The sequence below is a fragment of the Pseudonocardia oroxyli genome (assembly GCF_900102195.1).
In the GTDB taxonomy this organism is placed as follows: Bacteria; Actinomycetota; Actinomycetes; order Mycobacteriales; family Pseudonocardiaceae; genus Pseudonocardia; species Pseudonocardia oroxyli.
Map to the genome: position 1 here is coordinate 155638 of NZ_FNBE01000007.1, position 22419 is coordinate 178056.

General features: G+C 73.0%; 21 protein-coding genes and 1 pseudogene. 12 read left to right on the forward strand and 10 right to left on the reverse strand.

Annotation, left to right across the window (positions count from 1 at the left end; all coding sequences use genetic code 11):
• The first annotated feature begins 60 nt into the window (after window positions 1-60).
• Together BLS43_RS12775 and BLS43_RS12780 are read left to right on the forward strand one after the other, a co-directional pair.
• A complete protein-coding gene (locus BLS43_RS12775) occupies window positions 61-675 on the forward strand; it encodes a TetR family transcriptional regulator (RefSeq protein ID WP_093083245.1) in 615 nt (204 codons plus the stop codon).
• On the forward strand, window positions 675-2585 hold the full coding sequence (locus tag BLS43_RS12780; protein ID WP_093083248.1) for an acyl-CoA dehydrogenase family protein: 1911 nt from the start codon (window positions 675-677) through the stop codon (window positions 2583-2585). Before BLS43_RS12775 ends, BLS43_RS12780 begins: the two co-directional genes overlap by 1 nt.
• Window positions 2586-2636: 51 nt before the next feature.
• On the opposite strand, the gene BLS43_RS12785 is transcribed toward BLS43_RS12780, so the two are convergent.
• Complete coding sequence (locus BLS43_RS12785; RefSeq protein WP_093083250.1) at window positions 2637-2984, reverse strand: tetratricopeptide repeat protein; 348 nt, start codon at window positions 2982-2984, stop codon at window positions 2637-2639.
• 53 nt (window positions 2985-3037) lie between these two features.
• On the opposite strand from BLS43_RS12785, the gene BLS43_RS12790 reads away from it, so the two are divergent.
• On the forward strand, window positions 3038-3685 hold the full coding sequence (locus BLS43_RS12790) for an HAD-IA family hydrolase (RefSeq protein ID WP_093083252.1): 648 nt from the start codon (window positions 3038-3040) through the stop codon (window positions 3683-3685).
• On the opposite strand, the gene BLS43_RS12795 is transcribed toward BLS43_RS12790, so the two are convergent.
• Window positions 3645-4019: a winged helix-turn-helix transcriptional regulator gene (locus BLS43_RS12795; RefSeq protein ID WP_093083255.1), complete on the reverse strand. Its 375-nt coding sequence runs from the start codon at window positions 4017-4019 to the stop codon at window positions 3645-3647. The two genes, BLS43_RS12790 and BLS43_RS12795, sit on opposite strands and share 41 nt — an antisense overlap.
• A gap of 93 nt (window positions 4020-4112) precedes the next feature.
• On the opposite strand from BLS43_RS12795, the gene BLS43_RS12800 reads away from it, so the two are divergent.
• Window positions 4113-4913: an NAD(P)H-binding protein gene (locus BLS43_RS12800; RefSeq protein ID WP_093083258.1), complete on the forward strand. Its 801-nt coding sequence runs from the start codon at window positions 4113-4115 to the stop codon at window positions 4911-4913.
• Here the strand turns inward: BLS43_RS12800 and BLS43_RS12805 are convergent.
• From BLS43_RS12805 to map, 3 genes are read right to left on the reverse strand one after another with little or no spacing between them, the layout of a single operon-like run.
• Entirely contained in the window at window positions 4882-6420 is a 1539-nt protein-coding gene (locus BLS43_RS12805) for an acyl-CoA synthetase (protein WP_093083261.1), read from the reverse strand. The genes BLS43_RS12800 and BLS43_RS12805 overlap by 32 nt on opposite strands.
• Before the next feature lie 34 nt (window positions 6421-6454).
• Complete coding sequence (locus BLS43_RS12810) at window positions 6455-8071, reverse strand: acyl-CoA synthetase (RefSeq protein WP_093083264.1); 1617 nt, start codon at window positions 8069-8071, stop codon at window positions 6455-6457.
• 45 nt (window positions 8072-8116) lie between these two features.
• Window positions 8117-8884 carry a type I methionyl aminopeptidase gene (map, locus tag BLS43_RS12815; RefSeq protein ID WP_093083267.1) on the reverse strand — a complete coding sequence of 256 codons (768 nt, stop codon included), beginning with the start codon at window positions 8882-8884 and terminating at the stop codon, window positions 8117-8119.
• A 33-nt stretch (window positions 8885-8917) separates the two neighbouring features.
• On the opposite strand from map, the gene BLS43_RS12820 reads away from it, so the two are divergent.
• The 4 genes from BLS43_RS12820 to BLS43_RS12835 all read left to right on the forward strand — a co-directional run bounded on the left by BLS43_RS12820 (window position 8918) and on the right by BLS43_RS12835 (window position 12912).
• Window positions 8918-9187 carry a helix-turn-helix domain-containing protein gene (locus BLS43_RS12820; RefSeq protein WP_093083595.1) on the forward strand — a complete coding sequence of 90 codons (270 nt, stop codon included), beginning with the start codon at window positions 8918-8920 and terminating at the stop codon, window positions 9185-9187.
• On the forward strand, window positions 9184-9615 hold the full coding sequence (locus BLS43_RS12825; RefSeq protein ID WP_143030025.1) for a hypothetical protein: 432 nt from the start codon (window positions 9184-9186) through the stop codon (window positions 9613-9615). The genes BLS43_RS12820 and BLS43_RS12825 overlap by 4 nt, the downstream gene beginning before the upstream one ends.
• A gap of 54 nt (window positions 9616-9669) precedes the next feature.
• Window positions 9670-11958, forward strand: a complete 2289-nt coding sequence (locus BLS43_RS12830; protein WP_093083273.1) for an FdhF/YdeP family oxidoreductase — start codon at window positions 9670-9672, stop codon at window positions 11956-11958.
• Between the two features lie 78 nt (window positions 11959-12036).
• Window positions 12037-12912 carry a DUF368 domain-containing protein gene (locus tag BLS43_RS12835; protein ID WP_093083275.1) on the forward strand — a complete coding sequence of 292 codons (876 nt, stop codon included), beginning with the start codon at window positions 12037-12039 and terminating at the stop codon, window positions 12910-12912.
• A gap of 31 nt (window positions 12913-12943) precedes the next feature.
• Here BLS43_RS12835 and BLS43_RS12840 read toward each other — a convergent pair whose 3' ends face one another.
• The 3 genes from BLS43_RS12840 to BLS43_RS12850 are packed head-to-tail and all read right to left on the reverse strand — an operon-like array spanning window position 12944 to window position 16743.
• A complete protein-coding gene (locus BLS43_RS12840) occupies window positions 12944-14068 on the reverse strand; it encodes a pyridoxal phosphate-dependent aminotransferase (RefSeq protein ID WP_093083598.1) in 1125 nt (374 codons plus the stop codon).
• Window positions 14068-15063: an alanine racemase gene (locus BLS43_RS12845; protein WP_093083277.1), complete on the reverse strand. Its 996-nt coding sequence runs from the start codon at window positions 15061-15063 to the stop codon at window positions 14068-14070. The genes BLS43_RS12840 and BLS43_RS12845 overlap by 1 nt, the downstream gene beginning before the upstream one ends.
• A gap of 9 nt (window positions 15064-15072) precedes the next feature.
• Window positions 15073-16743: an SDR family oxidoreductase gene (locus BLS43_RS12850; protein WP_093083278.1), complete on the reverse strand. Its 1671-nt coding sequence runs from the start codon at window positions 16741-16743 to the stop codon at window positions 15073-15075.
• Between the two features lie 178 nt (window positions 16744-16921).
• On the opposite strand from BLS43_RS12850, the gene BLS43_RS12855 reads away from it, so the two are divergent.
• Window positions 16922-18181 carry a multidrug effflux MFS transporter gene (locus BLS43_RS12855; protein WP_245707462.1) on the forward strand — a complete coding sequence of 420 codons (1260 nt, stop codon included), beginning with the start codon at window positions 16922-16924 and terminating at the stop codon, window positions 18179-18181.
• A gap of 51 nt (window positions 18182-18232) precedes the next feature.
• Here BLS43_RS12855 and BLS43_RS12860 read toward each other — a convergent pair whose 3' ends face one another.
• Entirely contained in the window at window positions 18233-18775 is a 543-nt protein-coding gene (locus tag BLS43_RS12860) for a PadR family transcriptional regulator (protein WP_093083283.1), read from the reverse strand.
• 59 nt (window positions 18776-18834) lie between these two features.
• Here BLS43_RS12860 and BLS43_RS12865 point away from each other — a divergent pair, with 59 nt between their 5' ends.
• A complete protein-coding gene (locus BLS43_RS12865; RefSeq protein ID WP_093083285.1) occupies window positions 18835-20178 on the forward strand; it encodes a carotenoid oxygenase family protein in 1344 nt (447 codons plus the stop codon).
• Between the two features lie 59 nt (window positions 20179-20237).
• A pseudogene (locus BLS43_RS31665) lies at window positions 20238-20732 on the forward strand (VC0807 family protein); the annotation flags it as partial.
• A 25-nt stretch (window positions 20733-20757) separates the two neighbouring features.
• On the opposite strand, the gene yczE reads toward BLS43_RS31665, so the two are convergent.
• A complete protein-coding gene (gene yczE, locus BLS43_RS12875) occupies window positions 20758-21495 on the reverse strand; it encodes a membrane protein YczE (protein WP_245707463.1) in 738 nt (245 codons plus the stop codon).
• A 26-nt stretch (window positions 21496-21521) separates the two neighbouring features.
• Between yczE and BLS43_RS12880 the strand changes: the two genes are divergently transcribed.
• Window positions 21522-22379, forward strand: coding sequence for a bifunctional 5,10-methylenetetrahydrofolate dehydrogenase/5,10-methenyltetrahydrofolate cyclohydrolase (locus tag BLS43_RS12880; protein WP_245707464.1), 858 nt, complete (start codon window positions 21522-21524; stop codon window positions 22377-22379).
• The last annotated feature ends 40 nt before the right edge of the window (window positions 22380-22419 follow it).

The window sequence follows — 22419 nt, forward strand, 5'->3', positions numbered from 1 at the left end:
CTCCTCGATGGGGTTACCTGCAGGTAGCCAGTACCCACGGTACACGGTACCGTCGGTGCCGTGAGTGTGACGCGGGATCGTCGTGACTCGCGGTGGGACGCCCATCGCGAGCAACGCCGCACGGAGCTGGTGGCCACCACCGTGGAGGCCATCCGCACGCACGGCGCGGGCGTCGGCATGGAGGAGGTCGCGGTCGCGGCGGGCACCAGCAAGACCGCGGTCTACCGGCACTTCCGCGACCGGACCGGCCTCTACGTCGCCGTCTGCGAGTCCGTCGCACGGGTACTGACCGACCAGATCCGCCGCGCGACGGACCGGGCCCTGGCCGACGGCGCCGGACCGCGCGCCGCCGTCATCGCAGGTATAGACGCATATCTGCGGCTGATCGAGTCGGACGTCGAGGTGTACCGGTTCGTGGTACACCGCCCGCTGCTCGACGGCGCGGACCCCGTCGCGGACCTCGTCACCGTGATCGGCGACCACGTCGCGTCCGTGATCACCGCCTACCTGCCCGCCGCCGCGGCCCCGCGGATCTGGGGGCACGCCGTCGTCGGGATGGTCCGCGGCGCCGCGGACGACTGGCTGGCCCGCCCCGACGGCACCACCCGGGCGGAGCTCGCCGCCCGCCTGACCGACCTCGCGTGGACCGGACTCTCCGGACTAGGGAGCGCCTGATGAATGTCGACCTGTTGCAGAAGAGCCTCGACGGCCGCTGGGCGGACGTCCGGACGAACGTCCGGGAGCAGATGTCCCGGTTCAGCCCGGCGGACCCGGACCTGAGCCGCGAGGACTACCGCGCCCGCGTCCTCGAGCTGACCCACGAGCTCGCGCGGACCGGGCAGCCGCACACCGGCTTCTCGCCGGACCACGGCGGCAAGGGAGACGTCGGCGGGGTCGTCACCGCCTTCCAGGTGCTCGGGTACGGCGACCTGTCCCTGCTGGTCAAGGCGGGTGTGCAGTGGGGTCTGTTCGGCGGGGCGGTGCAGGTCCTCGGCACTTCTCGTCACCATGACAAGTACCTGCGCAGGATCATGGACGGGGAGCTGCTCGGCTGCTTCGCGATGACCGAGACGGGCCACGGGTCAGACGTCCAGCACCTGCGGACGACCGCGACCTACGATCCGGCCACGCAGGAGTTCGTGATCGACACCCCGGAGCCCGGGGCACGGAAGGACTACATCGGCAACGCCGCCCGGGACGGGGAGATGGCCGTCGTCTTCGCCCAGCTCGTGACGGGCGGGCAGACGCACGGCGTGCACGCCTTCCTCGTCCCGATCCGGGTGGACGGGCAGCCCGCCCCCGGCGTCGAGATCTCCGACTGCGGGCACAAGGCCGGGCTCAACGGCGTCGACAACGGCAGGCTGGTCTTCTCCGGAGTGCGCGTGCCGCGGGAGGCGCTGCTGAACCGGTTCGCGGACGTGGCCGAGGACGGCACCTACTCCAGCTCGATCGAGAACGAGGGCCGCCGCTTCTTCACCATGCTCGGCACGCTGGTGCGGGGCCGGATCTCGGTGGCGGGCGGCGCGGGGAGCGCGGCGCAGAAGGCACTGACCCTGGCCGTCCGCTACGGCGAGCGCCGCCGCCAGTTCGCCGACCCGGGCACCGGCCGGGAGACGGCGATCCTCGACTACCGCGCCCACCAGCGGAAGCTGCTCCCGCTGCTGGCGACCTCCTACGCGCTGGCCTACGCCCAGGACGACCTCGTCGCCGAGATGCACCGGCTGCAGAAGCCCGGCGCCGACCACGACGAGAAGGCGCAGCGCGAGCTGGAGAGCCGCGCCGCCGGACTCAAGGCCATCGGGACCTGGCACGCCACGCACACCATCCAGACCTGCCGCGAGGCCTGCGGCGGGGCCGGGTACCTGTCGGAGAACCATCTGCCGACCCTGAAGGCGGACACGGACGTCTTCACCACGTTCGAGGGCGACAACACCGTCCTGCTGCAGCTGCTGGCCAAGAACCTGCTGGGCGACTACGGCAAGTCCGTCGCGGGGCTGTCGACGGTGGGCCTCGCGCGGTTCGTCGGGGAGCAGGCGCTGGGAGACGTCACCGAGCGCACGGGCCTCAACCGCCTCCGGGTCCGCAGGCTCGACCCCCGCTCCCGCGCGGCGCAGCGCGCACTGATCGCCGAGCGTTCCGAACACCTGCTGGGTGGCGTCGCGCGGCGGCTGCGGCCTGCGTTGAAGAAGGGCGCCGACCAGTTCGGGATCTTCAACGCGGCGCAGGACCACCTGCTCGAGGCGGCCCGCGCCCACGTCGACACCCTGGTGTTCGACGCCTTCGCCGCCGGGATCAAGCGCTCGGCGCCCGAGGTCCGGCCGCTGCTGGAGAAGGTCCTCGACCTGCACGCGTTGTCCGTGATCGAGCGCAGCCGCGCCTGGTACCTCGAGCACGGCAGGCTGAACGCGGGCGAGAGCCGGGCGGTCACCGCGGCGGTCAACGACCTCTGCGCCGAGCTGCGCCCCCACGCCCGCCTGCTGGTCGACGCCTTCGGCATCCCGGAGCCCTGGCTCGCCTGCCCGCTGCTCGAGGACCCGGCCGCGGAGACCACGGTCGCGAACCCCGCCCCCGCCATGGTCGGCTGACGTCCGACTCGCGTGTCCGAGGTGGGGGACTCGCGAGTCGGACGGGAACGGTCAGGCGATGCGGGCCGCGCAGCTGTCGCGGTCGCCCGCGTACTCCGGGTTCTGAGCGGCGGCCAGCTTCAGGTGCGGCAGGGCCTCGGCGTGCCTGCTCTGCCGCTGCAGCGTGCGACCCAGCAGGTAGCGGGCGTAGGAGTCCGTCGGCCCGAGCTCGACGGCCCGGCGCAGCACCTCCTCGGCCTTGCCCAGCTGGGCGGTCTTGAAGTAGGCCCGGCCCAGCAGCATCGCGCCCGCCGCGCTCTCCAGGAGCTCGGTGCGGCGGTGCTCCAGCATCGACAGGGCCTCCAAGGGACGCCCGCCGTCGAGCCAACCCTCGGCCATGCGGTAGGTCATGTCGTCCATGCCTCGCCCAACCTGATACCCCCCGCCCGTATTCCGGGTCCTACGGTGACCCCATGGACCTCGACGACCTCCGCGCCGTGCTGTTCGACATGGACGGCACGCTCGTCGACTCGGACGCCGCGGTCGAGCGGGCGTGGCACACCTGGGCGCGGGAGTACGGCGTGGACGCCGCCGCGGTGCTCGCGACCGCCCACGGGCGCCCGTCGGACCCCACGGTGCGCGAGGCCCGCCCCGATCTCGACGAGCGCCAGGTCGCCGTCGCGGCCGCCCGCCAGCTCGAGCTCCAGTACACCGACCTCGACGACGTCCGCGAGGTCCCCGGCGCCCGCGACCTGCTCCGCCTCCTCGACGTCCTGGGTCTGCCCTGGGCGATCGTGACCAGCGCCGACCGTCGCCTGACGACGGTCCGCCTGGCGGCGGCCGGACTCCCCACCCCCGACACGCTGGTGACCAGCGAGGACATCACGGAGGGCAAGCCGAGCCCCGAGGGCTGTCTCAAGGCCGCCGCGGCGCTGGGCGTCGACCCGGCCACCTGCCTGGTCGTGGAGGACAGCGCGCCCGGGCTCGCGGCGGGCTACGGAGCGGGCATGCAGACCGCGGCGCTCAAGGGCCTGCGCGGCGACCTGACCCTCTCCGGCCTGCGCGATCTCGCCGACCTGCTCAGCGAGTGGACGCCACCACCTCCGGCACCCGGGCGTTGATCCAGCCGATCAGCCCGGACAGGTGCACGGTGAGGTCGAGCCCCAGCTCGGTGAGGGAGTAGGAGACCTGCGGGGGCGTGGTCGGCAGCACGGTGCGGACCACGAACCCGTCCGCCTCCAGGGTCCGCAGCGTCTGGGCCAGCATCTTCTCGCTGACCCCGCCCACCCGGCGCCGCAACGCGCTGAACCGGGTCTCCCCGTCCTCGCGGAGCGCGACGAGGACGAGTACCGCCCACTTCGAGGTGATGTGGTCGAGAACGACCCGGGCGGGGCAGTCACTGTCGAACGCGTCACCCGGACCGGGCCACGACAACTCCGAGACCTGCGTGCTCACACGTCACTCCTGTCCTTACCCCGGGGTACGTACTTACGGAGAGAAAGTACATCACCGTAGGTTGGCAGCACCACCGAACGAAGGAGCACGACCATGATCGCAGTGACCGGAGTGACCGGGAAGTTGGGCCGCGTGGTCCTCGACGACCTGCTCGCCCGCGGTGCGGACGTCGTCGGGGTCGCCCGCACGCCCGAGAAGCTGAGCGGGGTCGACGTCGACGTCCGCCAGGGCGACTACGAGGACCCGGCGAGCCTGGAGAAGGCGTTCGCGGGCGCGGACACGGTGCTGATCGTGTCGAGCCCGGACGTGACGCCCGGCGTGCGGCCGCGCCAGCACGGCAACGCGATCTCCGCCGCGAAGGCCGCGGGCGTCGGCCGCATCGTCTACACCAGCGCGATCTCCGCGGACACCGGGCCCGGCTTCCTCGCCGACCATGCCACCACCGAGGGGCTGCTGCGCGAGTCCGGCGTGCCGTTCACCGTGCTGCGCAACAGCTTCTACACCGACATCTTCGTCAACCCCGCGGTGATCGAGGCCGCCACCTCCACCGGCCGGATCGCCGCGGCGACCGGCGGCAAGCCGCTCAACACCGCGACGATCGCGGACTTCGGCGCCGCCGCGGCGCAGGCCCTGGTCGGCGACGGCCACGCGAACCGGGTCTACGAGCTGCGCGGTCCGCTGTGGACCTACGACGAGCTGGCCGCGGCCATCACCGAGGCGACCGGCACCACCGTCGTCCACGAGGAGATCCCTCTCACCGACGAGGACTTCATCGGCGCCCTCGTCAGCAGCGGCTTCTTCGCCGAGCCCGGCGACGACCTGGCGACCCTGCTCGGCCGCCCCGCCACCGGGATCCGCGAGGTCATCGATACCGCTCGAGGATCCGCCTCTTGACCAGCTTCCCGGTGGGCGTGCGCGGCAGCTCGGCGACGAAGTCGACCGTGCGCGGGCACTTGTAGTGCGCGATCCGGCCCCGGACGAACTCGAGGATCTCCTGCTCGAGCTCCGGCCCGGGCGTCGCCCCCTCGGCGGTCTCGACGACGGCCTTGACCTGTTCCCCCATCTCCTCGTCCGGGACACCGATCACCCCGACGTCCTGCACGGCGGGGTGCAGGGCCAACGCGTCCTCGATCTCCTGCGGGTAGATGTTCACCCCGCCAGAGATGATCATGAAGGCCTGGCGGTCGGTGAGATGGAGCCAGCCGTCCTCGTCGACGTAGCCGAGGTCGCCCGTGGTGGCCCAGTCCGGATGGCCCGGATGGCGCGAGTCGGCCGTCTTGGCCACGTCGTTGTGGTAGATGAACAACGGGTTCGGGCTCTCGAAGTACACCGTGCCGACCTCGTTCGGGCCGAGCTCCGTGCCGTCCTCGCCGCAGACGTGCAGGATCCCGACGGTCGCCCGCCCCACCGAACCGGGGTGGGCGAGCCACTCCTCGGAGGTGATCCGGGTCTGCCCCGGGGACTCGGTGGAGCTGTAGTACTCCTGCAGCACCGGACCCCACCAGTCGATCATCCGACGCTTGACCTCGACGGGGCACGGCGCGGCGGCGTGCACGGCGACCTTCAGCGAGGAGAGGTCGTACCGCGACCGCACCTCCGGATCCAGCTTCAGCAGCCGGACGAACATCGTCGGCACCCACTGGCTGTGCGTGACCCGGTGGCGCTCGATATCCGCCAGCGCCTGCTCCGGTCGGAACCGCTCCGCGACGACCAGCGTGCCGCCCGTGGCGTGGGTCATCGCCCCGAACCGCAGCGGAGCCGAGTGGTACTGCGGGGCGGGCGAGTAGTAGACCGTGTCGGAGTCCCAGCCGTAGACGGGCGCGAAGACCTCCAGCATCGCGTCGCCGGGCTCGTGGACCTTCCGCTGGGGCAGGTCGCGGGTGATCCCCTTCGGACGCCCGGTGGTGCCGGACGAGTAGAGCATGTCCATGCCGGCGGGCTCGTCCGGCAGCGGATCGGCCGACACCGCGGCCAGCGCCGCCTCGTAGTCCTCGTGTCCGGGGATCTCCCCGCCCACGGCGAGCCTGCGCCGCACCCCGGGGGTGTCCGCGACGATGCCCTCGCCGATCCCGGGCAGGTTCGCCGAGACCACGAGCACCCGCGCCGCGCAGTCGTCGACGATGTAGGCGACCTCGGCCGGGGTGAGGTGGCTGTTCACCGCCGTGACGACCAGTCCCGACCGCACCGCCGCCCAGTAGGCCTCGAAGACCTCCGGACGGTTCTCCAGCACGACGGCCACGTGGTCGCCCGGCCCCAACCCGGTCTCCGCGAAGACCCGGGCGAGCCGGATGGACCGCTCGTCCAGCTCGCCGTAGGTCTGGACCCGGCCGTCCAACGGACCGCCGCTCATGATCGTCGCCGGATGGTCCGGCCGCGTCCTCGCCCAGGTTCCCGGATACACGTCAGATTCCCGCCGCGCTGCGCATGCCTCTGTTCTAGCGCGCTGAACGATCGTTCGCTAGCTCCGCGTGTTGCACCCGCAGGTCCTTCTTCAGGATCTTGCCGCTGGGGTTCTTCGGCAGGGAGTCGGCCAGCACCACGTACTTGGGCCGCTTGTAGCCGGCGAGCCGCTCCCGCGCGTGGGCGTCGATCTGCTCGCGGGTCAGCTCCACGCCCTGCTTGGGCACGACGACCGCGGTCACGGCCTCGATCCAGTGCGGGTGGCTGATCCCGAACACGGCGACCTCGGCCACCCCGTCGAGCAGGTAGAGGGCCTCCTCGACCTCCCGGGAGGCGACGTTCTCCCCGCCGGTCTTGATCATGTCCTTCTTGCGGTCGACGACGGCCAGGTAGCCGTTCTCGTCGATGACCCCCAGGTCCCCGGAGTGGAACCAGCCGTTCCGGAACGAGGCGGCGGTCTTCTCCTCGTCGTTGTAGTAGCCCAGCGCGGCGTGCGGGGAGCGGTGCACGATCTCCCCCACCTCGCCCGTGGGGACCGGGTTGTCGTCGTCGTCGACCACGCGGGTCTCGACGTTGAGCGAGGCGCGGCCCGCGCTGCCCGCCATGGGCAGCTGCTCGTCGGGGCTCAGGATCGTGGCCAGCGGGGACATCTCGGTCTGGCCGTAGAAGTTCCACAGCCGCACGTCCGGCAACCGGCGCTGGATCTCGCGGAGCACCTCGACCGGCATCGCCGCGGCGCCGTAGTAGCCCTTGCGCAGACTGGACAGGTCCCGGCTGTCGAAGTCCGGGTGCCGCAGCAGCGAGATCCACACCGTGGGCGGGCAGAACAGCTTCGTGGCCCGCTCCCGCTCGATCGTGGCGAGGATGGTGCCCGCGTCCGCGCCCGGGAGGATCACACTCGTCGCGCCGAGGTAGACGTCGACGGAGAAGAAGCAGTCCAGCTGCGCGCAGTGGTACATCGGCAGCGAGTGGACCTCGACGTCCTCGCTCGTCATGCCGCCGTCGACGATGCAGGACACGTACTGGCTGATCAACGACTTGGACGAGAGCATCACGCCCTTGGGGCGGGACTCGGTGCCGGAGGTGTACATCAGGCGCAGCGGGTCGTCGTCGCCGACCGGGACGTCGACGGGTTCGGGTGAGCCCTCGGCGATCCAGGAGCCCACGTCCTCCCAGTCCCCGGTGGGTGCCGCGCCGGAGAGGGCGACCCAGCCGCGCACCCCGCCGGTCAGCCCGGCCGTGGCGATCGCCTTCTCCGCGGTCGGGGCGAGGGCGTCCTCGGCGACCAGGCCCGAGGCGCCGGAGTGGGACAGGATGTAGGCGATCTCGTCCGCGTTGAGCATGAAGTTCACCGGCACGAGCACCACGCCGAGCCGCGCGGTGGCGAAGGCCAGCACCGCGAACTCCCACGAGTTGTGGCTCAGCAGGGCGAGCCGGTCCCCCTTGGCGAGGCCCCGCGCGGCCAGGGAGTTCGCGCAGCGGTTCACCGCGTCGTCGAACTCGGCGAAGGTGGCCCGGCGCTCGCCCGCCACCACGGCGAGCTTGGTCGGGTACCGCTTCGCCGTGCGGTGCAGCAGGTCACCGAGCGCGTGCCGGCGGGCCCGCGCGATGGCGGCGGTGGTCTCGGGCGTGAAGGCTGCGACGTCGGACACGCCTGGATCCTGCCCGAGCGGCCGGCCGTTCGACAGTCCTCGACCTCAGGGAACGGTGAGGATCCGCGGGCCCTGCTCGGTGATCGCGATGGTGTGCTCGGCGTGGGCGGCGCGGCTGCCGTCCGCGGTGCGCAGGGTCCAGCCGTCCTTGTCGTGGCGGTAGGCGTCCGTGCCGCCCGCGATCAGCATCGGCTCGATGGCGATGACCAGGCCGGGCCGCAGGCGCAGGCCGCGGCGGGGCTTGGCCTCGTTCGGGACGTGCGGCTCCTCGTGCATCGACCGCCCGACGCCGTGGCCCCCGTGGTCGGCCAGCATGCCGTAGCCCGCGGCGCGGGCGACCTGTGCGATCGCGTGCCCGACGTCCCCCATCTGCGCGCCCGGCTGCGCGGCGGCGATGCCCGCGGCCAGGGACGCCTCCGTGGTGGCGATCAGCTCCTTGTCCGCGACACCGCCCTCGCCGACCACCGTGCTGAACGCCGCGTCGGCGCACCAGCCGTCCAAATGCACGGCGAAGTCCACCGAGAGGAGGTCCCCCGGGCGGAGCTTCGTGCGGGCCGGGATGCCGTGGACGACGGCGTCGTTCACGCTGACGCAGAGCACGCCCGGGTACGGGCCCGGCGCCCAGCGCGGGTGGTAGCCCTTGAAGCTCGAGACCGCGCCCGCCTCGGCGATCAGCTCGGCGGCGAGCGCGTCCAGCTCGGTCGGCCGGACACCGGGGGCGGCCCGTTCGCGCACGGCGGCGAGGATGCGGGCCACCACGGACCCGGCGGCGGCGATCGCGTCGACCTCGCCGGGCGTCTTCAACTCGATCACGGGGATAAGAATACCGGTATTAGTATGACGACCATGGTGCGCGTCCCCTTGACCCCCGAGGACCGCGAGCGCGGCGAGCGGCTGGGTGCGCTGCTGCGTGCGGCCCGCGGTGACCGGAGCATCGGGGCCGTCGCGGCGGCCGCCCAGATCTCCCCCGAGACGCTGCGGAAGATCGAGACCGGCCGGATCCCGACCCCCGCGTTCTTCACCGTGGCCGCGCTGGCGGCGGAGCTGGGCATCGAGCTGGAGGCCCTGGCCGGGTGCGGGCGCACGGCCGGGACGGAACCCGCGGGCGCGGCGTGAGCGCCGCCGATCCCGCCGCCTTCGCCGCCTCGGTGCGCAGGGCGGCGAAGGCGGGCCCGTACGTCGTCGAACGGACCGAGGGCGGGTTCACGATGACCGCCGAGGTCACCGGCCCGCCACAGGCCCGCGGGCGGCGGGACCGCGAGCGCCTCACCCACGTCGTCGTGCTCGATCCGGCCGCCGGGACCTACGCGGTCACCGACCGCCGCGAGCGGCTCGGCGAGGCCGAGTCCGCGGGCTCGCTCCTGCGCCTGGACAGGAAGGTCCCGGTCGACCCCGGCGTCGAGGCGCACCGGATGCTGGCGAGCGCCGCCGCCGAGCTGGGCTGGACGCCCGCCCGGAAGCCGATCAGCCCCGCCCTGGTGGCCGGGATCACCGCCGCGGTCCTCGCCGCCGTCCTCGTCGTGGCGCTGCTGCTCATCCTCTGACGCCGCATTGTGGATCCACGATGCGGGCGCGCGGGCGGCGCCTAGACTTGATCCGTGACCACCACGCCCGACCGCACCCCGCCGCCCGTGGACACCGAGGAGGCCCGGCTCGCCGTCGGCAGGCCCGCGACGCACGCCGCCGGGCTGAAGGCGGTGCAGGTGTCGTTGACCCGGGCGGTCAAGCAGATGGGCGTGGTCAAGTCGGCCCGGAACCTGCTCACGCTCAACCAGGTCGACGGGTTCGACTGCATGTCCTGCGCCTGGCCGGACCCGCAGGACCACCGGCACACCGCCGAGTTCTGCGAGAACGGCGCCAAGGCCGTCTCGTGGGAGGGGCAGCGCGAGACCGTCGGGGCGGAGTTCTTCGCCACGCACCCGATCTCCGTCCTGGAGCGGCAGACCGAGTACTGGCTGGAGCGCCAGGGCAGGCTGACCGAGCCGATGGTGCGCCGGGGCGGCTCCGACCGCTACGAGCCGATCTCGTGGGAGGACGCGTTCGCGCTGGTCGCCTCCCACCTGCAGCGGTTGGACAGCCCGGAGGAGGCGCTGTTCTACACCTCCGGCCGCGCCTCGAACGAGGCCGCGTTCGTCTACCAGCTCTTCGCCCGCGCCTTCGGGACCAACAACCTGCCGGACTGCTCGAACATGTGCCACGAGTCGACGTCCGTCGGGCTGGCCCGCACGATCGGGATCGGCAAGGGCTCGGTGTCGCTGCAGGACCTGCACGAGGCCGACCTGATCGTCATCTCCGGGCAGAACCCGGGCACCAACCACCCGCGCATGCTCTCCGCACTGGAGATCGCGAAGCAGAACGGCGCGCGGATCATCGCGATCAACCCGCTGCGCGAGGCCGGGCTGCTGGCCTTCGACAACCCGCAGAAGCCCAAGGGGCTGGCCGGCCTGGGCACCAGCCTGGCGGACCGCTACCTGCAGATCCGCTCGAACGGCGACCTCGCGCTGTGGCAGGCGATCGGGCACCTGCTGCTGGCGCGCGGCGTCGCGGACACGTCCTTCATCGAGCGGCACACCGTCGGGTTCGAGGACTGGGCCGCGCACGTCGCGGACCTGGACTGGGACGCGGTGCTCGCCGCGACCGGCCTGGCGCGCGCGGAGATCGAGGCGGTCGCGGACATGTTCGCGAGCTCGCAGCGGATCGTGCACTGCTGGGCCATGGGGATCACCCAGCACCGCAACGCCGTCGCGACCATCTCGGAGTTCGTGAACGTCGCACTGCTGCAGGGCATGATCGGCAAGCCCGGCGCGGGCCTCTGCCCGGTCCGCGGCCACTCCAACGTCCAGGGCGACCGCACCATGGGCATCTGGGAGAAGTCCCCGGACTCCTTCCTCGACGCCCTCGGCGCCGAGTTCGGCTTCGAGCCCCCGCGCGAGCACGGCCACGACGCCGCCGCCGCGGTCCGGGCCCTGCGCGACGGGCGGGCGAAGGTCTTCGTCGGCCTCGGCGGCAACTTCGCCTCCGCGATGAGCGACACCCACGTCACCGAGGCCGCCCTGCGCTCGGCCGCGCTGACCGTGCAGATCTCCACCAAGCTCAACCGCAGCCACCTCGCCGCGGGCCGGGACGCGCTGATCCTGCCCACGCTGGGCCGCACCGAGAAGGACCTCACCGGCGGGCTCGTCCAGCGGGTCACCGTCGAGGACTCGATGTCCGCCGTGCACGCCTCCCGGGGGCGCTCCGAGCCCGCGGGTCCGCTGCTGCGCTCCGAAGTGGACATCCTCTGCGGGATCGCGCACGCCACCCTCGGCGACCGCCACGAGATCCCGTGGACCGACTTCGCCGCCGACTACTCCCGGATCCGGGAGTCCATCGGGCGGGTCGTGCCCGGCTGCGAGGCCTACGACGAGAAGATCAGCCGCCGCGGCGGCTTCACCCTGCCGCACCCGCCCCGCGACACCCGCACCTTCCCCACCGCGGCGGGCAAGGCGGTCTTCACCGTGAGCCCGCTCGAGGTGCTGACCGTGCCCGAGGGCAGGCTCGTGCTGCAGACCCTGCGCAGCCACGACCAGTTCAACACCACGATCTACGGGCTCGACGACCGCTACCGCGGCATCCGCTCCGGCCGCCGGGTCGCGTTCGTCTCCGCGGCCGACCTCGCCGAGCTCGGCCTCGCCGACGGCGACCGCGTCGACCTGGTCTCCGAGTGGGAGGACGGGGTCGAGCGTCGCGCGGACGACTTCCGCCTCGTCTCCTACGACACCCCCAAGGGCTGCATCGCGGCCTACTACCCGGAGACCAACCCGCTGATCCCGCTGGACTCCCAAGCCCTGGAGTCGGGCACGCCGACGTCGAAGTGGGTCGTGGTGCGGCTCGTGCCGCGCGGGTGATCGAGCGGCGTAGGCGTTGGTCGGGCGACCCCGCCTCCCCCGCGTGACCCGGTGCGGGGCGCCGCCTAGGGTGGCGATATGTCCGTTTCAAACGTTGCGCGCGGCATGGCCATCGGCGCGGTCGAGGTCGTCCCCGGCGTCAGCGGGGGCACGATCGCGCTGGTCGTCGGGGTGTACGAGAAGCTGATCGCGGCGGCCGGGCACCTGGTCTCGGCCCTGCGCGGCCTGCCAGAGGGACTGCGGCGGCAGGGTTTCGCCCGCACCCGCGCCGCCCTGGCGGAGGTGGACTGGAGGCTGGTCCTGGCCGTCGGCGTCGGGATGGTGGCGGCGGTCCTCGTGGCCGCCCAGCTGCTCCCGCCGATCATCGACGGGCACCCGGTCGGCACCCGCGCCCTGTTCTTCGGCATGGTCGCGGCCACCCTGACCGTGCCGTTCCTCGCCCTCGGCGGGCGGCTCCGTCCGGTCGAGTGGGCGCTGTTCGGGGGCATCACCGTGCTGACCGCGGTGCTCACCGGGCTCCCGCCCGCCGACCTGTCCGATCCACCGCTGTGGATCGTCGTGCCGGCGGCGGCCGCGGCGGTGTGCGCGCTCGTGCTGCCGGGACTGTCCGGCTCGTTCCTGCTGCTCGCCCTGGGCCTCTACGAGCCGACCCTGCGGGCGGTGGCGGACCGGGACGCCGCGTACCTCGGCGCGTTCCTGCTGGGCGCACTGCTGGGGCTGGGTGCTTTCGTGAAGCTGCTCCAGCACCTGCTGGAGCACCACCGCAGGCTGGTCATGGCCGCGATGGCGGGGTTCCTGCTCGGCGCGCTGCGCGCGCTGTGGCCGTGGCAGACCGAGGACCGCGGGCTGCTGGTCCCCGACGCGGCGTGGGGGGCCATGGTCCCGGTCGCCCTGGCGGGCGCGGTCGTGGTGGCGGCCCTCTCCGTCTACCAACACCGCCGAGACCACACCTGACCAGGCGGCATCGTGGCTCCACACTGCGTGGTCAGAGGCGGGAGAGTGCCTGTTCCAGGACCTCGGTGCGTTTGCAGAAGGCGAAGCGGAGCAGGGTCGGGGCGAGATCCGGGTCGTCGCAGAAGACGCTGACCGGGACGGCCGCGACGCCGACCTTCTCCGGCATGGCCCGGGCGTACTCGGCCGCGTCCGTCACACCCAGCGGCGCCAGGTCGGCGACGACGAAGTAGGTGCCGCGCGGCTCGAAGACCCGCATCCCCGCCGCGCGCAGCCCGCTCACCATCAGGTCGCGCTTGGGGCGCAGGCCCGCGGAGATCGCGGCGTAGTCGGCGGTGGCCAGCGCCGCGGCGACGGCGGGCTGGAACGGGGCGCCGCTGGCGAACGTCAGGAACTGCTTGACCGCCCGGACCGCCGCGACCAGCCCGGCCGGGCCGTGCACCCAGCCGATCTTCCAGCCGGTGACCGAGAAGGTCTTGCCCGCGCTGGAGATCGTCAGCGTGCGCTCCGCCATGCCGGGCAGCGTGGCCATCGGGACGTGCTCGGCGTCGAAGGTCATGTGTTCGTAGACCTCGTCGGTGAGGACGACGGCGTCGTGGGCGATCGCGAGGTCGGCGACGGCCCGCAGGGTGTCCGGGCCGAAGACCGCGCCGGTCGGGTTGTGCGGGGTGTTGACCAGGACGGCCTTCGTGCGCGGCCCGAACGCGGCCCGCAGCTCGGCGGGATCGGGCTGGAAGTCCGGCGCGCGCAGCGGCACCGTCCGCCGGGTCGCGCCCGCCATCGCGATCACGGCCGGGTAGGAGTCGTAGTACGGCTCGAAGACGACGACCTCGTCCCCCGGCCCGCACAGCGCGAGCACCGCGGCGGCGATCGCCTCGGTGGCCCCGGTCGTGACGAGCACGTCCTGCGCGTCCAGGTCGTAGAAGCGTCGCTGGTGCGCGGCCACGGCCTCGCGCAGGGCGGGCAGCCCGGGCGCGGGCGGGTACTGGTTGGCGCCCGTCGCGATCGCCTGCTGCGCATCCGCCAGCAGAGCAGCGGGGCCGTCCTCGTCCGGGAAGCCCTGGCCGAGGTTGATCGCGCCGGTGCGGACCGCGAGCTGGGTGATCTCGGCGAAGATCGTGGAGGTGAAGGGGCGCAGCCGCGGGACCAGCGGGGTCATCACCACCCCCGCATGTCGACGGCCCACCGCTCGGCCACCTGCTCGCCGTCGACCAGCCACATCGCCTCGTGGTAGGCGACGGTCGGGTCGACGTGTGCGGGCACGACCCGGATCCGGTCCCCCACCCGCAGCTTGAGCGCGCCGGGGGCGAAGGTCGTGTGCTCGTCGGAGCAGAACCAGACCTGGGCACCGGGGATCGTCGGGTTGCCGTGGTCCATGCCCAGCGCCTTCAGCCCGACGTCGACGACGGCGTGGTCCGCCGAGACCGAGATGACCGTGCCGAGCACGAACAGGGCCTGCTCGAAGGGGTGCCCGAGCTCGGCGTAGGCGGAGTCCATCAGCGCGTACGAACCCGCCTGAATCTCCGTTGCCCACTCGTTGAGCCGGTAGGTGCCGGTGCCGCCCGCGGAGACGAGCTCGCCGCCGACCTCCCGCGCCGCGGCGACCAGCTTCTCCATCGACTCCCGGACCATCCGGCGCTGGTCCTCCTCGGGGCGCACCATCATGAGGTGGCCCTCGTAGCCCATCACGCCGCGGACCTCGAGCCCGTTGCGGCGGGCGAGCTCGGCCAGCTCGCCCGCCTTCTCCGGTGGGCAGCCGCACCGCGGGAGCCCGACGTTGACGTCGATCACCACCTCGAGGACGTTGCCGCGCAGGGCCGCCGCGATCGTCTCCCGGGAGTCGACGGCGAGGGTGATCCGCGCGCCGTTGCGGACCAGTGCGCCCAGCCTGCTCGCGTCGACGACCTCGTTGGCCAGCAGCAGATCGCCGCCGAGGCCGTGCTCGACCATGACCTCGCACTCGCGGATCGTGGCGCAGGTGAAGCCGGGATGGCCGTTGTCGCGCTGCCAGCGGGCGAGCGAGGTGCACTTGTGCGCCTTGACGTGGGGGCGCAGCCGGGTGCCCGGCAGTGCGGCGCTCATGGTGTCCAGGTTGCGGCGCAGCGCCCCGCGCTCGACGAGCAGCGCGGGCGTCACCAGGTCGTCGACGTGCACGTCCGGACGCTACAGGTTCGGCACCGGCAGCCGGGCCACGCGGCGGAGCACCGCGGGCGGCAGCACGCGGGCGATGCGGGACTCCACGGTCAGCAGCTGCACCGGCCGGTTCCTCTCGACGGCGGTGATCACCGCGTCGGCGACCTTCTCCAGCCGGTAGGGCCTGCGCTTGAGCAGCCGGTCGACGCGGCGCTGCTCGGCGGCCGCGTCGTCCACACCGACGAACCGGGCGGACGCGCCGATGTTCGTGGGGAGGAAGCCGGGGCACAGCGCGGTGACCCCGATGTCGTGTGCCGCCAGCTCGGCGCGCAGGCACTCCGACAGCATCAGCACCGCGGACTTCGTGGTGCAGTAGGCCGGGAGGAAGGACGTCGGGGTGAACGCGGCCGCCGAGGCGACGTTCACGAGGTGCCCACCCTCGCCCCGTTCGACCATGCGCGCGGCGAACAGCCGGCAGCCGTGCACCACGCCCATCAGGTTGACGTCCACGATGTCCTGCCAGTCCTGCGCCGAGTGCGCCAGGAACGGGCCGGAGACGGCGATGCCCGCGTTGTTGACGACCACGTCCGGCACGCCGACCCGGGCGCAGACGTCGTCGGCGAGCTTCTCCATGGCCGCGGCGTCGGACACGTCGACCTGGAAGTCGCACCCGGGGGCCCGGTCCACCCCGACCACCGTGGCCCCGCGCGCCGTGAAGCCCTCCGCCACCGCCTTGCCGATCCCGCTCGCCGCGCCGGTGACCAGGACGATCTTCCCGGACCACCGCGACGTCCGACTCGCGTGTCCGGAACGGGGGACTCGCGTGTCCGCGGTGGGGGACTCGCGTGTCGGGAGTGGGGGACTCGCGGGGGTGGGATCCGCGAGCCCCGCGAGTCCCTGGTTCCGGACACGCGGGTCCCCCACCTCGGCGATCAGTTCGCGGACGCAGCGCGCCACCACGTCGGGGCGTTCGCGCGGCAGCCAGTGGCCGCCCGCGACCTCCCGCAACCGCACGCCCGGGGCGCTGGCCAGCAGTTCCGTCGTGAGGTAGCGGTCCCGCGTCGGGGCCAGGACCTGCGTCGGGACCGTGGTGCGGCCGTCCCCGTGGCTGCCGCCGATGTTGGCGCGGTAGAGCTCCAGCCCGTTGATGCCGTCCCGTGTCGAGGGCACGGGGACGCCCTCCCGGCGGGCGATCGCGCCGCCCGCGACCCCGGAACGCCAGGCCAGCTCCGGCAGCCGCGGGAGCTGGAAGAAGCCGATGTACCAGGACTTCGCGAGCTGCCGCAGCCTGCCCTTGCCGCGGAACCGGGCGAGGTGGGCCAGGTGCGGGCCGGAGATCGAGGTGAACGACGCGAACCGGTCGGGGTGCTCGGAGACGGCCTGCCAGGCCTGCACCGACCCCCAGTCGTGGGCGAGCAGGTGCACCGGGCCGCCGCCCGAGTCCGCGGTCACCGCGTCCGCGACCGCGAGGAGGTCCGCCACCAGCCGGTCGATCCGGTAGCCCCCGGGGTCGGTGGGCTCGCCCGAGCGGCCTGCGCCGCGGACGTCGTAGGTGACGACCCGGTAGTCGTCCGCGAGCAGCGGGACGACCTGCGACCACACCGTGTGATCGTCCGGGTAGCCGTGCACCGCGAGGACGACGGGGGCGTCCTGCGGTCCGTCGGTGTACAGGGCCAGGTCCACGCCGTCGGGGCTGCGCATGTCGCCGATCGTAGCTACCGACGAGTAAGTGATGCAGACCACATCCGTTCGGGAACCGGAACACCCTCCGGTCCGTCTCGACTTGAACCGTCCGGAACACACCGACGGGGACGAACCGCGACTGGGCGACGATGCCGGGCGATCCGGACCCGAACGCTGCAAGGGGAAGGTCCCGTCGTTGAGCACCACCGCAGTCCCCAGCCGCACGCGGCTCGCCCTCCTGCTGGGCGGCCTGATCGCGCTGGGCCCGCTCACCATCGACATGTATCTGCCCGCGCTCCCGGGGATCGCGGGTGAGTTCGCCGCCTCGGCCTCCACGATCCAGCTGACGCTGACCGGCACGCTGGTCGGCCTGGCCGCGGGCCAGCTGTTCATCGGCCCGCTGGCGGACGCCGTCGGCCGTCGCACGCCCCTGCTGATCGGCACGACCCTGCACATCGTGTCGTCGTTGCTGATCATGGTCGCGCCGAACATCGCCGTCTTCGGCGCCCTGCGCGTGCTGCAGGGCGTGGGCGGCGCCGCGGGCGCCGTGGTCGCGATGGCCGTGGTCCGCGACCTGTTCACCGGCCGTCCCGCCGCCACCCTGCTCTCCCGCCTGATGCTGGTCATGGGGGCCGCGCCGGTGCTCGCGCCCACGCTGGGCGGCGAGCTGCTGCGCTTCGCCGACTGGCGCGGCGTCTTCGCCTTCCTCGCCCTCTACGGCGCGGCGATCCTCGCCCTGCTCGCCTTCGCCCTGCCGGAGACGCTGCCGGCCGAGCGGCGCCGCCCGGCCCGGATCGGCGCCACCCTGGTCAGCTACGGCACCCTGTTCAAGGACCGCACGTTCGTCGGGCTGATCCTGATGGCGGGCTTCGCCATGGCCGGCATGTTCGGCTACGTCTCCGGCTCCAGCTTCGTCTTCCAGGAGCAGTTCGGCCTGGACGCCCAGCAGTTCGGCCTGCTGTTCGGGGCGGGCGCGATCTTCCTGATCGGCGCCACCCAGGGCAACGCGGCGCTGCTGCGCTACTTCGAGCCCAAGCAGATCCTGCTGGTCGCGAGCATCGCGGGCACCGTGTCGGGCGCCGTCCTGGCCGCGCTCGCCGCGACCGGGGTCGGTGGGCTGGTCGGAGTGGTCGCGCCGCTCTGGGCGGTGCTCGCCGCCGTCGGGTTCATGCTGCCGAACGCCCCCGCGCTCGCGCTGTCGCGCCACGGCGAGCGGGCCGGCACGGCGGCCGCCCTGCTGGGTGCGGTGCAGTTCGGCGTCGGCGCGCTGACCTCGCCGGTCGTCGGCCTGCTGGGCAACGACGCGCTGGCCATGGGCCTGACGATCGCCGGGGCGCAGGTGCTCGCCCTCGCCGTCCTGGTCGTCGTCGTCCGGCCGTGGACGCTGGCCGATCTCGAGGAGCCGACGCCCGTTCCCGGGAAGGCCGCCGCGGAGGCGGTCGTCGAGGCCGCCTGACACACCCGCACCGAACGGCGCCGTGGGACTCCCACGGCGCCGTTCGCGCGTTCAGCTCGGGCGTGCGGAGGTCTCGCGCTCGAGCCGCTCGATGGCCCAGCGCGCCCAGTCCCGCACCGCCTCGTACTGGCGGAGCCCGTACTCCGCGGCGAGCTGCCCGAAGCCCTCGGCGCCGGTCATCGGCCCCTCCGGGTCGACCTCCCTGACCTTGCGCAGCTCGGTCGCGGAGGCGTCGGTGTTCTCGGCGATGGTCCGCAGCACGACGAGCGCGTCGGCGGGTTCGAGTGCGGAGAGCAGGAACATCCGCAGGACCGGCTCGTTGCGCACCCTGGTCTGCCGCGGCGGGGAGAGCAGCCAGTTCCGCAGCTCGCTGCGGCCCGCCTCGGTGACCGCGTAGGTCCGGGAGCCGCGGGCACCCTCGTGCGAGACCTCCACCAGGCCGGACTCGGCGAGCCGGTTCAGCTCGGGGTAGATGCTGGTGTGGCCCGCCTGCCAGGCGTAGCGGCCGAGGTCCTGCTCGAAGACCTTGGTCAGCTCGTACCCGCTGCGCGGTTGGACGGCGAGCAGCCCGAGCAGGGCGTGGGGCAACGACATGTGCCCACCTTACATGTAACTGTTGACATGTCAGTATTGACAGGTGCAGGCTCTCCCGCATGACGACGACGGAGAAGCCGCTCTACCTGCAGGGCCACCTGGCGCCGGTGCCGGACGAGATCGAGGCGTTCGACCTGCCCGTCGAAGGCCTCCTGCCGCCCGAGCTGACCGGTCGCTACCTGCGCAACGGCCCGAACCCGCTGCCCGGCCAGGACCCGGGGCACTGGTTCGCCGGGCACGGGATGCTGCACGGCGTGCGCCTCCGCGAGGGCCGCGCCGAGTGGTACCGCAACCGGTGGGTGCGCACCGCGGCGCTGGAGGGCAAGCCCTTCCTGACCCCGGACGGCCGGTTCGACCGCACGGCCGTCCACGCCAACACCCACATCGTCGAGCACGCCGGGCGGCTGCTCGCACTCGTCGAGAACGGGTTCCCGTACGAGGTCGACCGCGAGCTCGGCACGCTCGGGCCGCGGGACTTCGACGGGCGGCTCACCACCGCGATGACCGCGCACCCCAAGACCGACCCGGTCACCGGCGACCTGCACTGCTTCGGCTACGGCGCACTGCCGCCGTTCCTGACCTACCACCGGGTCTCGGCCGCGGGCGAGCTCGTGACCAGCGCCGAGATCGCCGTCCCGGGCCCCACGATGATGCACGACTTCGCCGTCACCGACCGGCACGCGATCTTCCTCGACCTGCCGATGACCTTCTCCCCGCGGCCCGGGCTGCCCTACGGCTGGGACGACTCCTACGGGGCCCGGCTCGGGATCATGCCGCTGGACCGGCCCGGCGAGGTGCGGTGGGTCGAGGTGGACCCCTGCTACGTCTTCCACGTCGGGAACGCCTGGTCGGTGGACGGCGACACGGTCACCCTGGACGTCGCCCGCTACTCCCCGGCGGACATCCGGAGCATCTGGGACTCGATCGGCCCGCACCCGGCCGCCGAGGCCTCCGCCGCCGGGGTCGCCCGCCTGCACCGCTGGACCGTCACCGGCGCCGGCACCGTCGTCGAGACCCCGCTGTCCGACTTCGACCTGGAGTTCCCCACCCTCGACGACCGGCTGGTCGGCCGCCCGAACCGGGTGCTCTACGCCGTGTCCGACGACCGCGGGATCCTCAAGTACACCGACGGGAGCGAGCGGGTCCACGACCTCGGCCCGGACGTCGTCGCGGGCGAGGCCGTGTTCGTCCCGGCCGCGGACGCCACCGGGGAGGACGAGGGGTGGCTGCTCTCGATCACCACCACCCGGGACGGGCGGGCCTCCGAGCTGCTGGTACTCGACGCCACCGATCTGAGCACCACCGCCCGGGTCACCCTGCCGCGCGGCGTGCCCGCCGGATTCCACGGTTCCTGGAACGCGGACGCGGCCGGCGACGAGTCCACCGGGGAAGGCCGACCGTGACCGTCAGGGAGCACACCGTGTCCGAGAGCACCGCCGCGAGCGTGCCCAGCCCGTCCCTGATGCTGCGCGGCCTGGTCCTGGACGTCGGGCTGCCGGTGCTCGCCTACTACGGGCTGCACCTGCTCGGCGCCTCCGACTTCACCGCCCTGCTGGTCGCCTCCGCCGTGGCGGCGCTGCGGGTCGCCTGGACCGCCGTGCGCCGGCGCACGCTGAACGCCTTCGCCACCGTGATGCTGCTGGTCTACGGCGTCGGGCTGGTGCTGGCCCTGGTCACCGAGGATGCACGGACCCTGCTGCTGCGAGACTCCTTCGTCACCGCGTCGGTCGGGCTCGTCTTCCTGGTCACCGCGTGGATCGGCCGCCGCCCGCTGACCCTGGCCGCGTCGGAGAGCTTCGCGCCCGGCAAGGCGGCGGAGATCGCGCAGGAGTACGCGACGAACCCGCACGTGCGACGGGGGCACCGACTCTCCTCGACCGTCTGGGGCGCGGGCCTGGTCGCCGAGGCGCTGATCCGGGTGCCGGTGGTCTACCTGCTGCCGGTCTCGGTGGCGGTCGGCCTGTCCGAGGCGCTGCTGGTGGTCACGCTCGTCGGCCTGGCGGTGTGGAACGGGTGGTACGTGCGGCGGGCCCAGGCACGCGGCCGGGGGACGGCAGGAGACGGAGCCGACGGGGCGGGTAGGCGACGACAGGAAGGAACAGCTGAGTGAGCGGGCCGATCGCCACGGCGTAGAGCACCGTGCCGATCCCGACGGTCCCGCCCAGCAGCCAGCCCGTCCCCAGCACGACGACCTCGATGGCGGTCCGCACCAGCCGGATCGACCGCCCGGTGCGCGCCGCGAGGCCCGTCATCAACCCGTCGCGCGGCCCCGGCCCGAGGCGCGCGCCGACGTAGAGGGCGGCGGCCAGCCCGTTCAGCACGACGCCGCCCAGCAGCAGGGCCACCCGCGCGGGCAGGCCGGACGCGGCGGGGATCAGCGCCAACGCGACGTCGACCGACACGGCGATCACGACGACGTTCGCCACCGTGCCGATCCCCGGACGCTGGCGCAGGGGGATCCACAGCAGCAGCACCACGGCCCCGGTGATCGCGGTGATCAGCCCGAAGCTCAGGGGCAGCCGGGTCGCCAGGCCCTGGTGCAGGACGTCCCACGGGTTGAGGCCGAGGCCGCCGCGGATCTGCATCGCCATCGACGTGCCGTACAGCCACAGACCCCCGACGAGCTGGGGGAACCGGCGGAGGGGGGCGTGTCGGACGGGCAACGGGCTCAGATCCACCTCTGCACTGTGCGCCGAGGTGGCCCGCTGCGAAAGGGCCACTTTGGCGAGAGTGGCAGACTGACCGGGTGACCGCACGAATGCTGCCCGGCAAGCCCGTCGCCGAGCGAGTCCTGGCCGACGTCACCGCACGGGCGGACGCGCTGCGCGCCCGGGGGATCACCCCGAGCCTGGCCACCGTCCTGGTCGGGGACGACGACGCCTCGGCGGGCTACATCCGGATCAAGCAGAAGCAGGCCGCGGAGCTGGGGATCGAGTCCCCGCACTCGCACCTGCCCGCCACGACGACGCAGGAGCAGCTGGTCGAGGTGATCCGCGGGTACAACGCGGACCCGGCGGTGCACGGCCTGCTGATCCAGTACCCCATCCCCGGCCACCTGGACTACGACGCCGCGCTGGCCGAGCTGGACCCGGACATGGACGTCGACGGCATGCACCCGATGAACATGGGCCGCCTCGCCGTCGGGCTGCCGGGGCCGCTGCCCTGCACCCCCGCGGGCATCGAGGAGCTGCTGGCCTTCTACGAGATCCCCGTCGCGGGGCGCGAGGTCGTGATCCTCGGCCGCGGCGCCACGCTCGGCCGCCCGCTGGCGATGCTGCTGGCCCAGAAGCGGCCCACCGCCAACGCCGCCGTCACCGTGGTGCACACCGGGGTGCCGGACTGGGACCGCTACACCCGGCGCGCGGAGATCCTGATCGCCGCCGCGGGCGTGCCGGGGATCATCCAGCCCGAGCACGTCAAGCCCGGCGCCACGGTGATCGGCGGCGGCGTCCGCTACGAGGGTCGGCGCCTGCTCCCGGACGTCGACGAGTCCTGCGAGGAGGTCGCGGGCGCGATCACCCCGCGGGTCGGCGGCGTCGGCCCCACCACCGTCGCCATGCTCTTCCGCAACGTGATCACGGCGGCCGAGAAGGCCCGCGGCTGACGCCGCCCGTGCGTGGTAAGTGGTGCCAGAGCACCACTTA

Bases quoted from the DNA above. Each gene is read 5' to 3' on its own strand.
- BLS43_RS12865 (WP_093083285.1), top strand. From the start codon at position 18,835: ATGACGACGACGGAGAAGCCGCTCTACCTGCAGGGCCACCTGGCGCCG.
- BLS43_RS12860 (WP_093083283.1), bottom strand. From the start codon at position 18,775: ATGTCGTTGCCCCACGCCCTGCTCGGGCTGCTCGCCGTCCAACCGCGC.
- BLS43_RS12780 (WP_093083248.1), top strand. From the start codon at position 675: ATGAATGTCGACCTGTTGCAGAAGAGCCTCGACGGCCGCTGGGCGGAC.
- BLS43_RS12790 (WP_093083252.1), top strand. From the start codon at position 3,038: ATGGACCTCGACGACCTCCGCGCCGTGCTGTTCGACATGGACGGCACG.
- BLS43_RS12820 (WP_093083595.1), top strand. From the start codon at position 8,918: ATGGTGCGCGTCCCCTTGACCCCCGAGGACCGCGAGCGCGGCGAGCGG.
- BLS43_RS12785 (WP_093083250.1), bottom strand. From the start codon at position 2,984: ATGGACGACATGACCTACCGCATGGCCGAGGGTTGGCTCGACGGCGGG.
- BLS43_RS12850 (WP_093083278.1), bottom strand. From the start codon at position 16,743: ATGCGCAGCCCCGACGGCGTGGACCTGGCCCTGTACACCGACGGACCG.
- BLS43_RS12840 (WP_093083598.1), bottom strand. From the start codon at position 14,068: ATGACCCCGCTGGTCCCGCGGCTGCGCCCCTTCACCTCCACGATCTTC.
- BLS43_RS12800 (WP_093083258.1), top strand. From the start codon at position 4,113: ATGATCGCAGTGACCGGAGTGACCGGGAAGTTGGGCCGCGTGGTCCTC.
- BLS43_RS12835 (WP_093083275.1), top strand. From the start codon at position 12,037: ATGTCCGTTTCAAACGTTGCGCGCGGCATGGCCATCGGCGCGGTCGAG.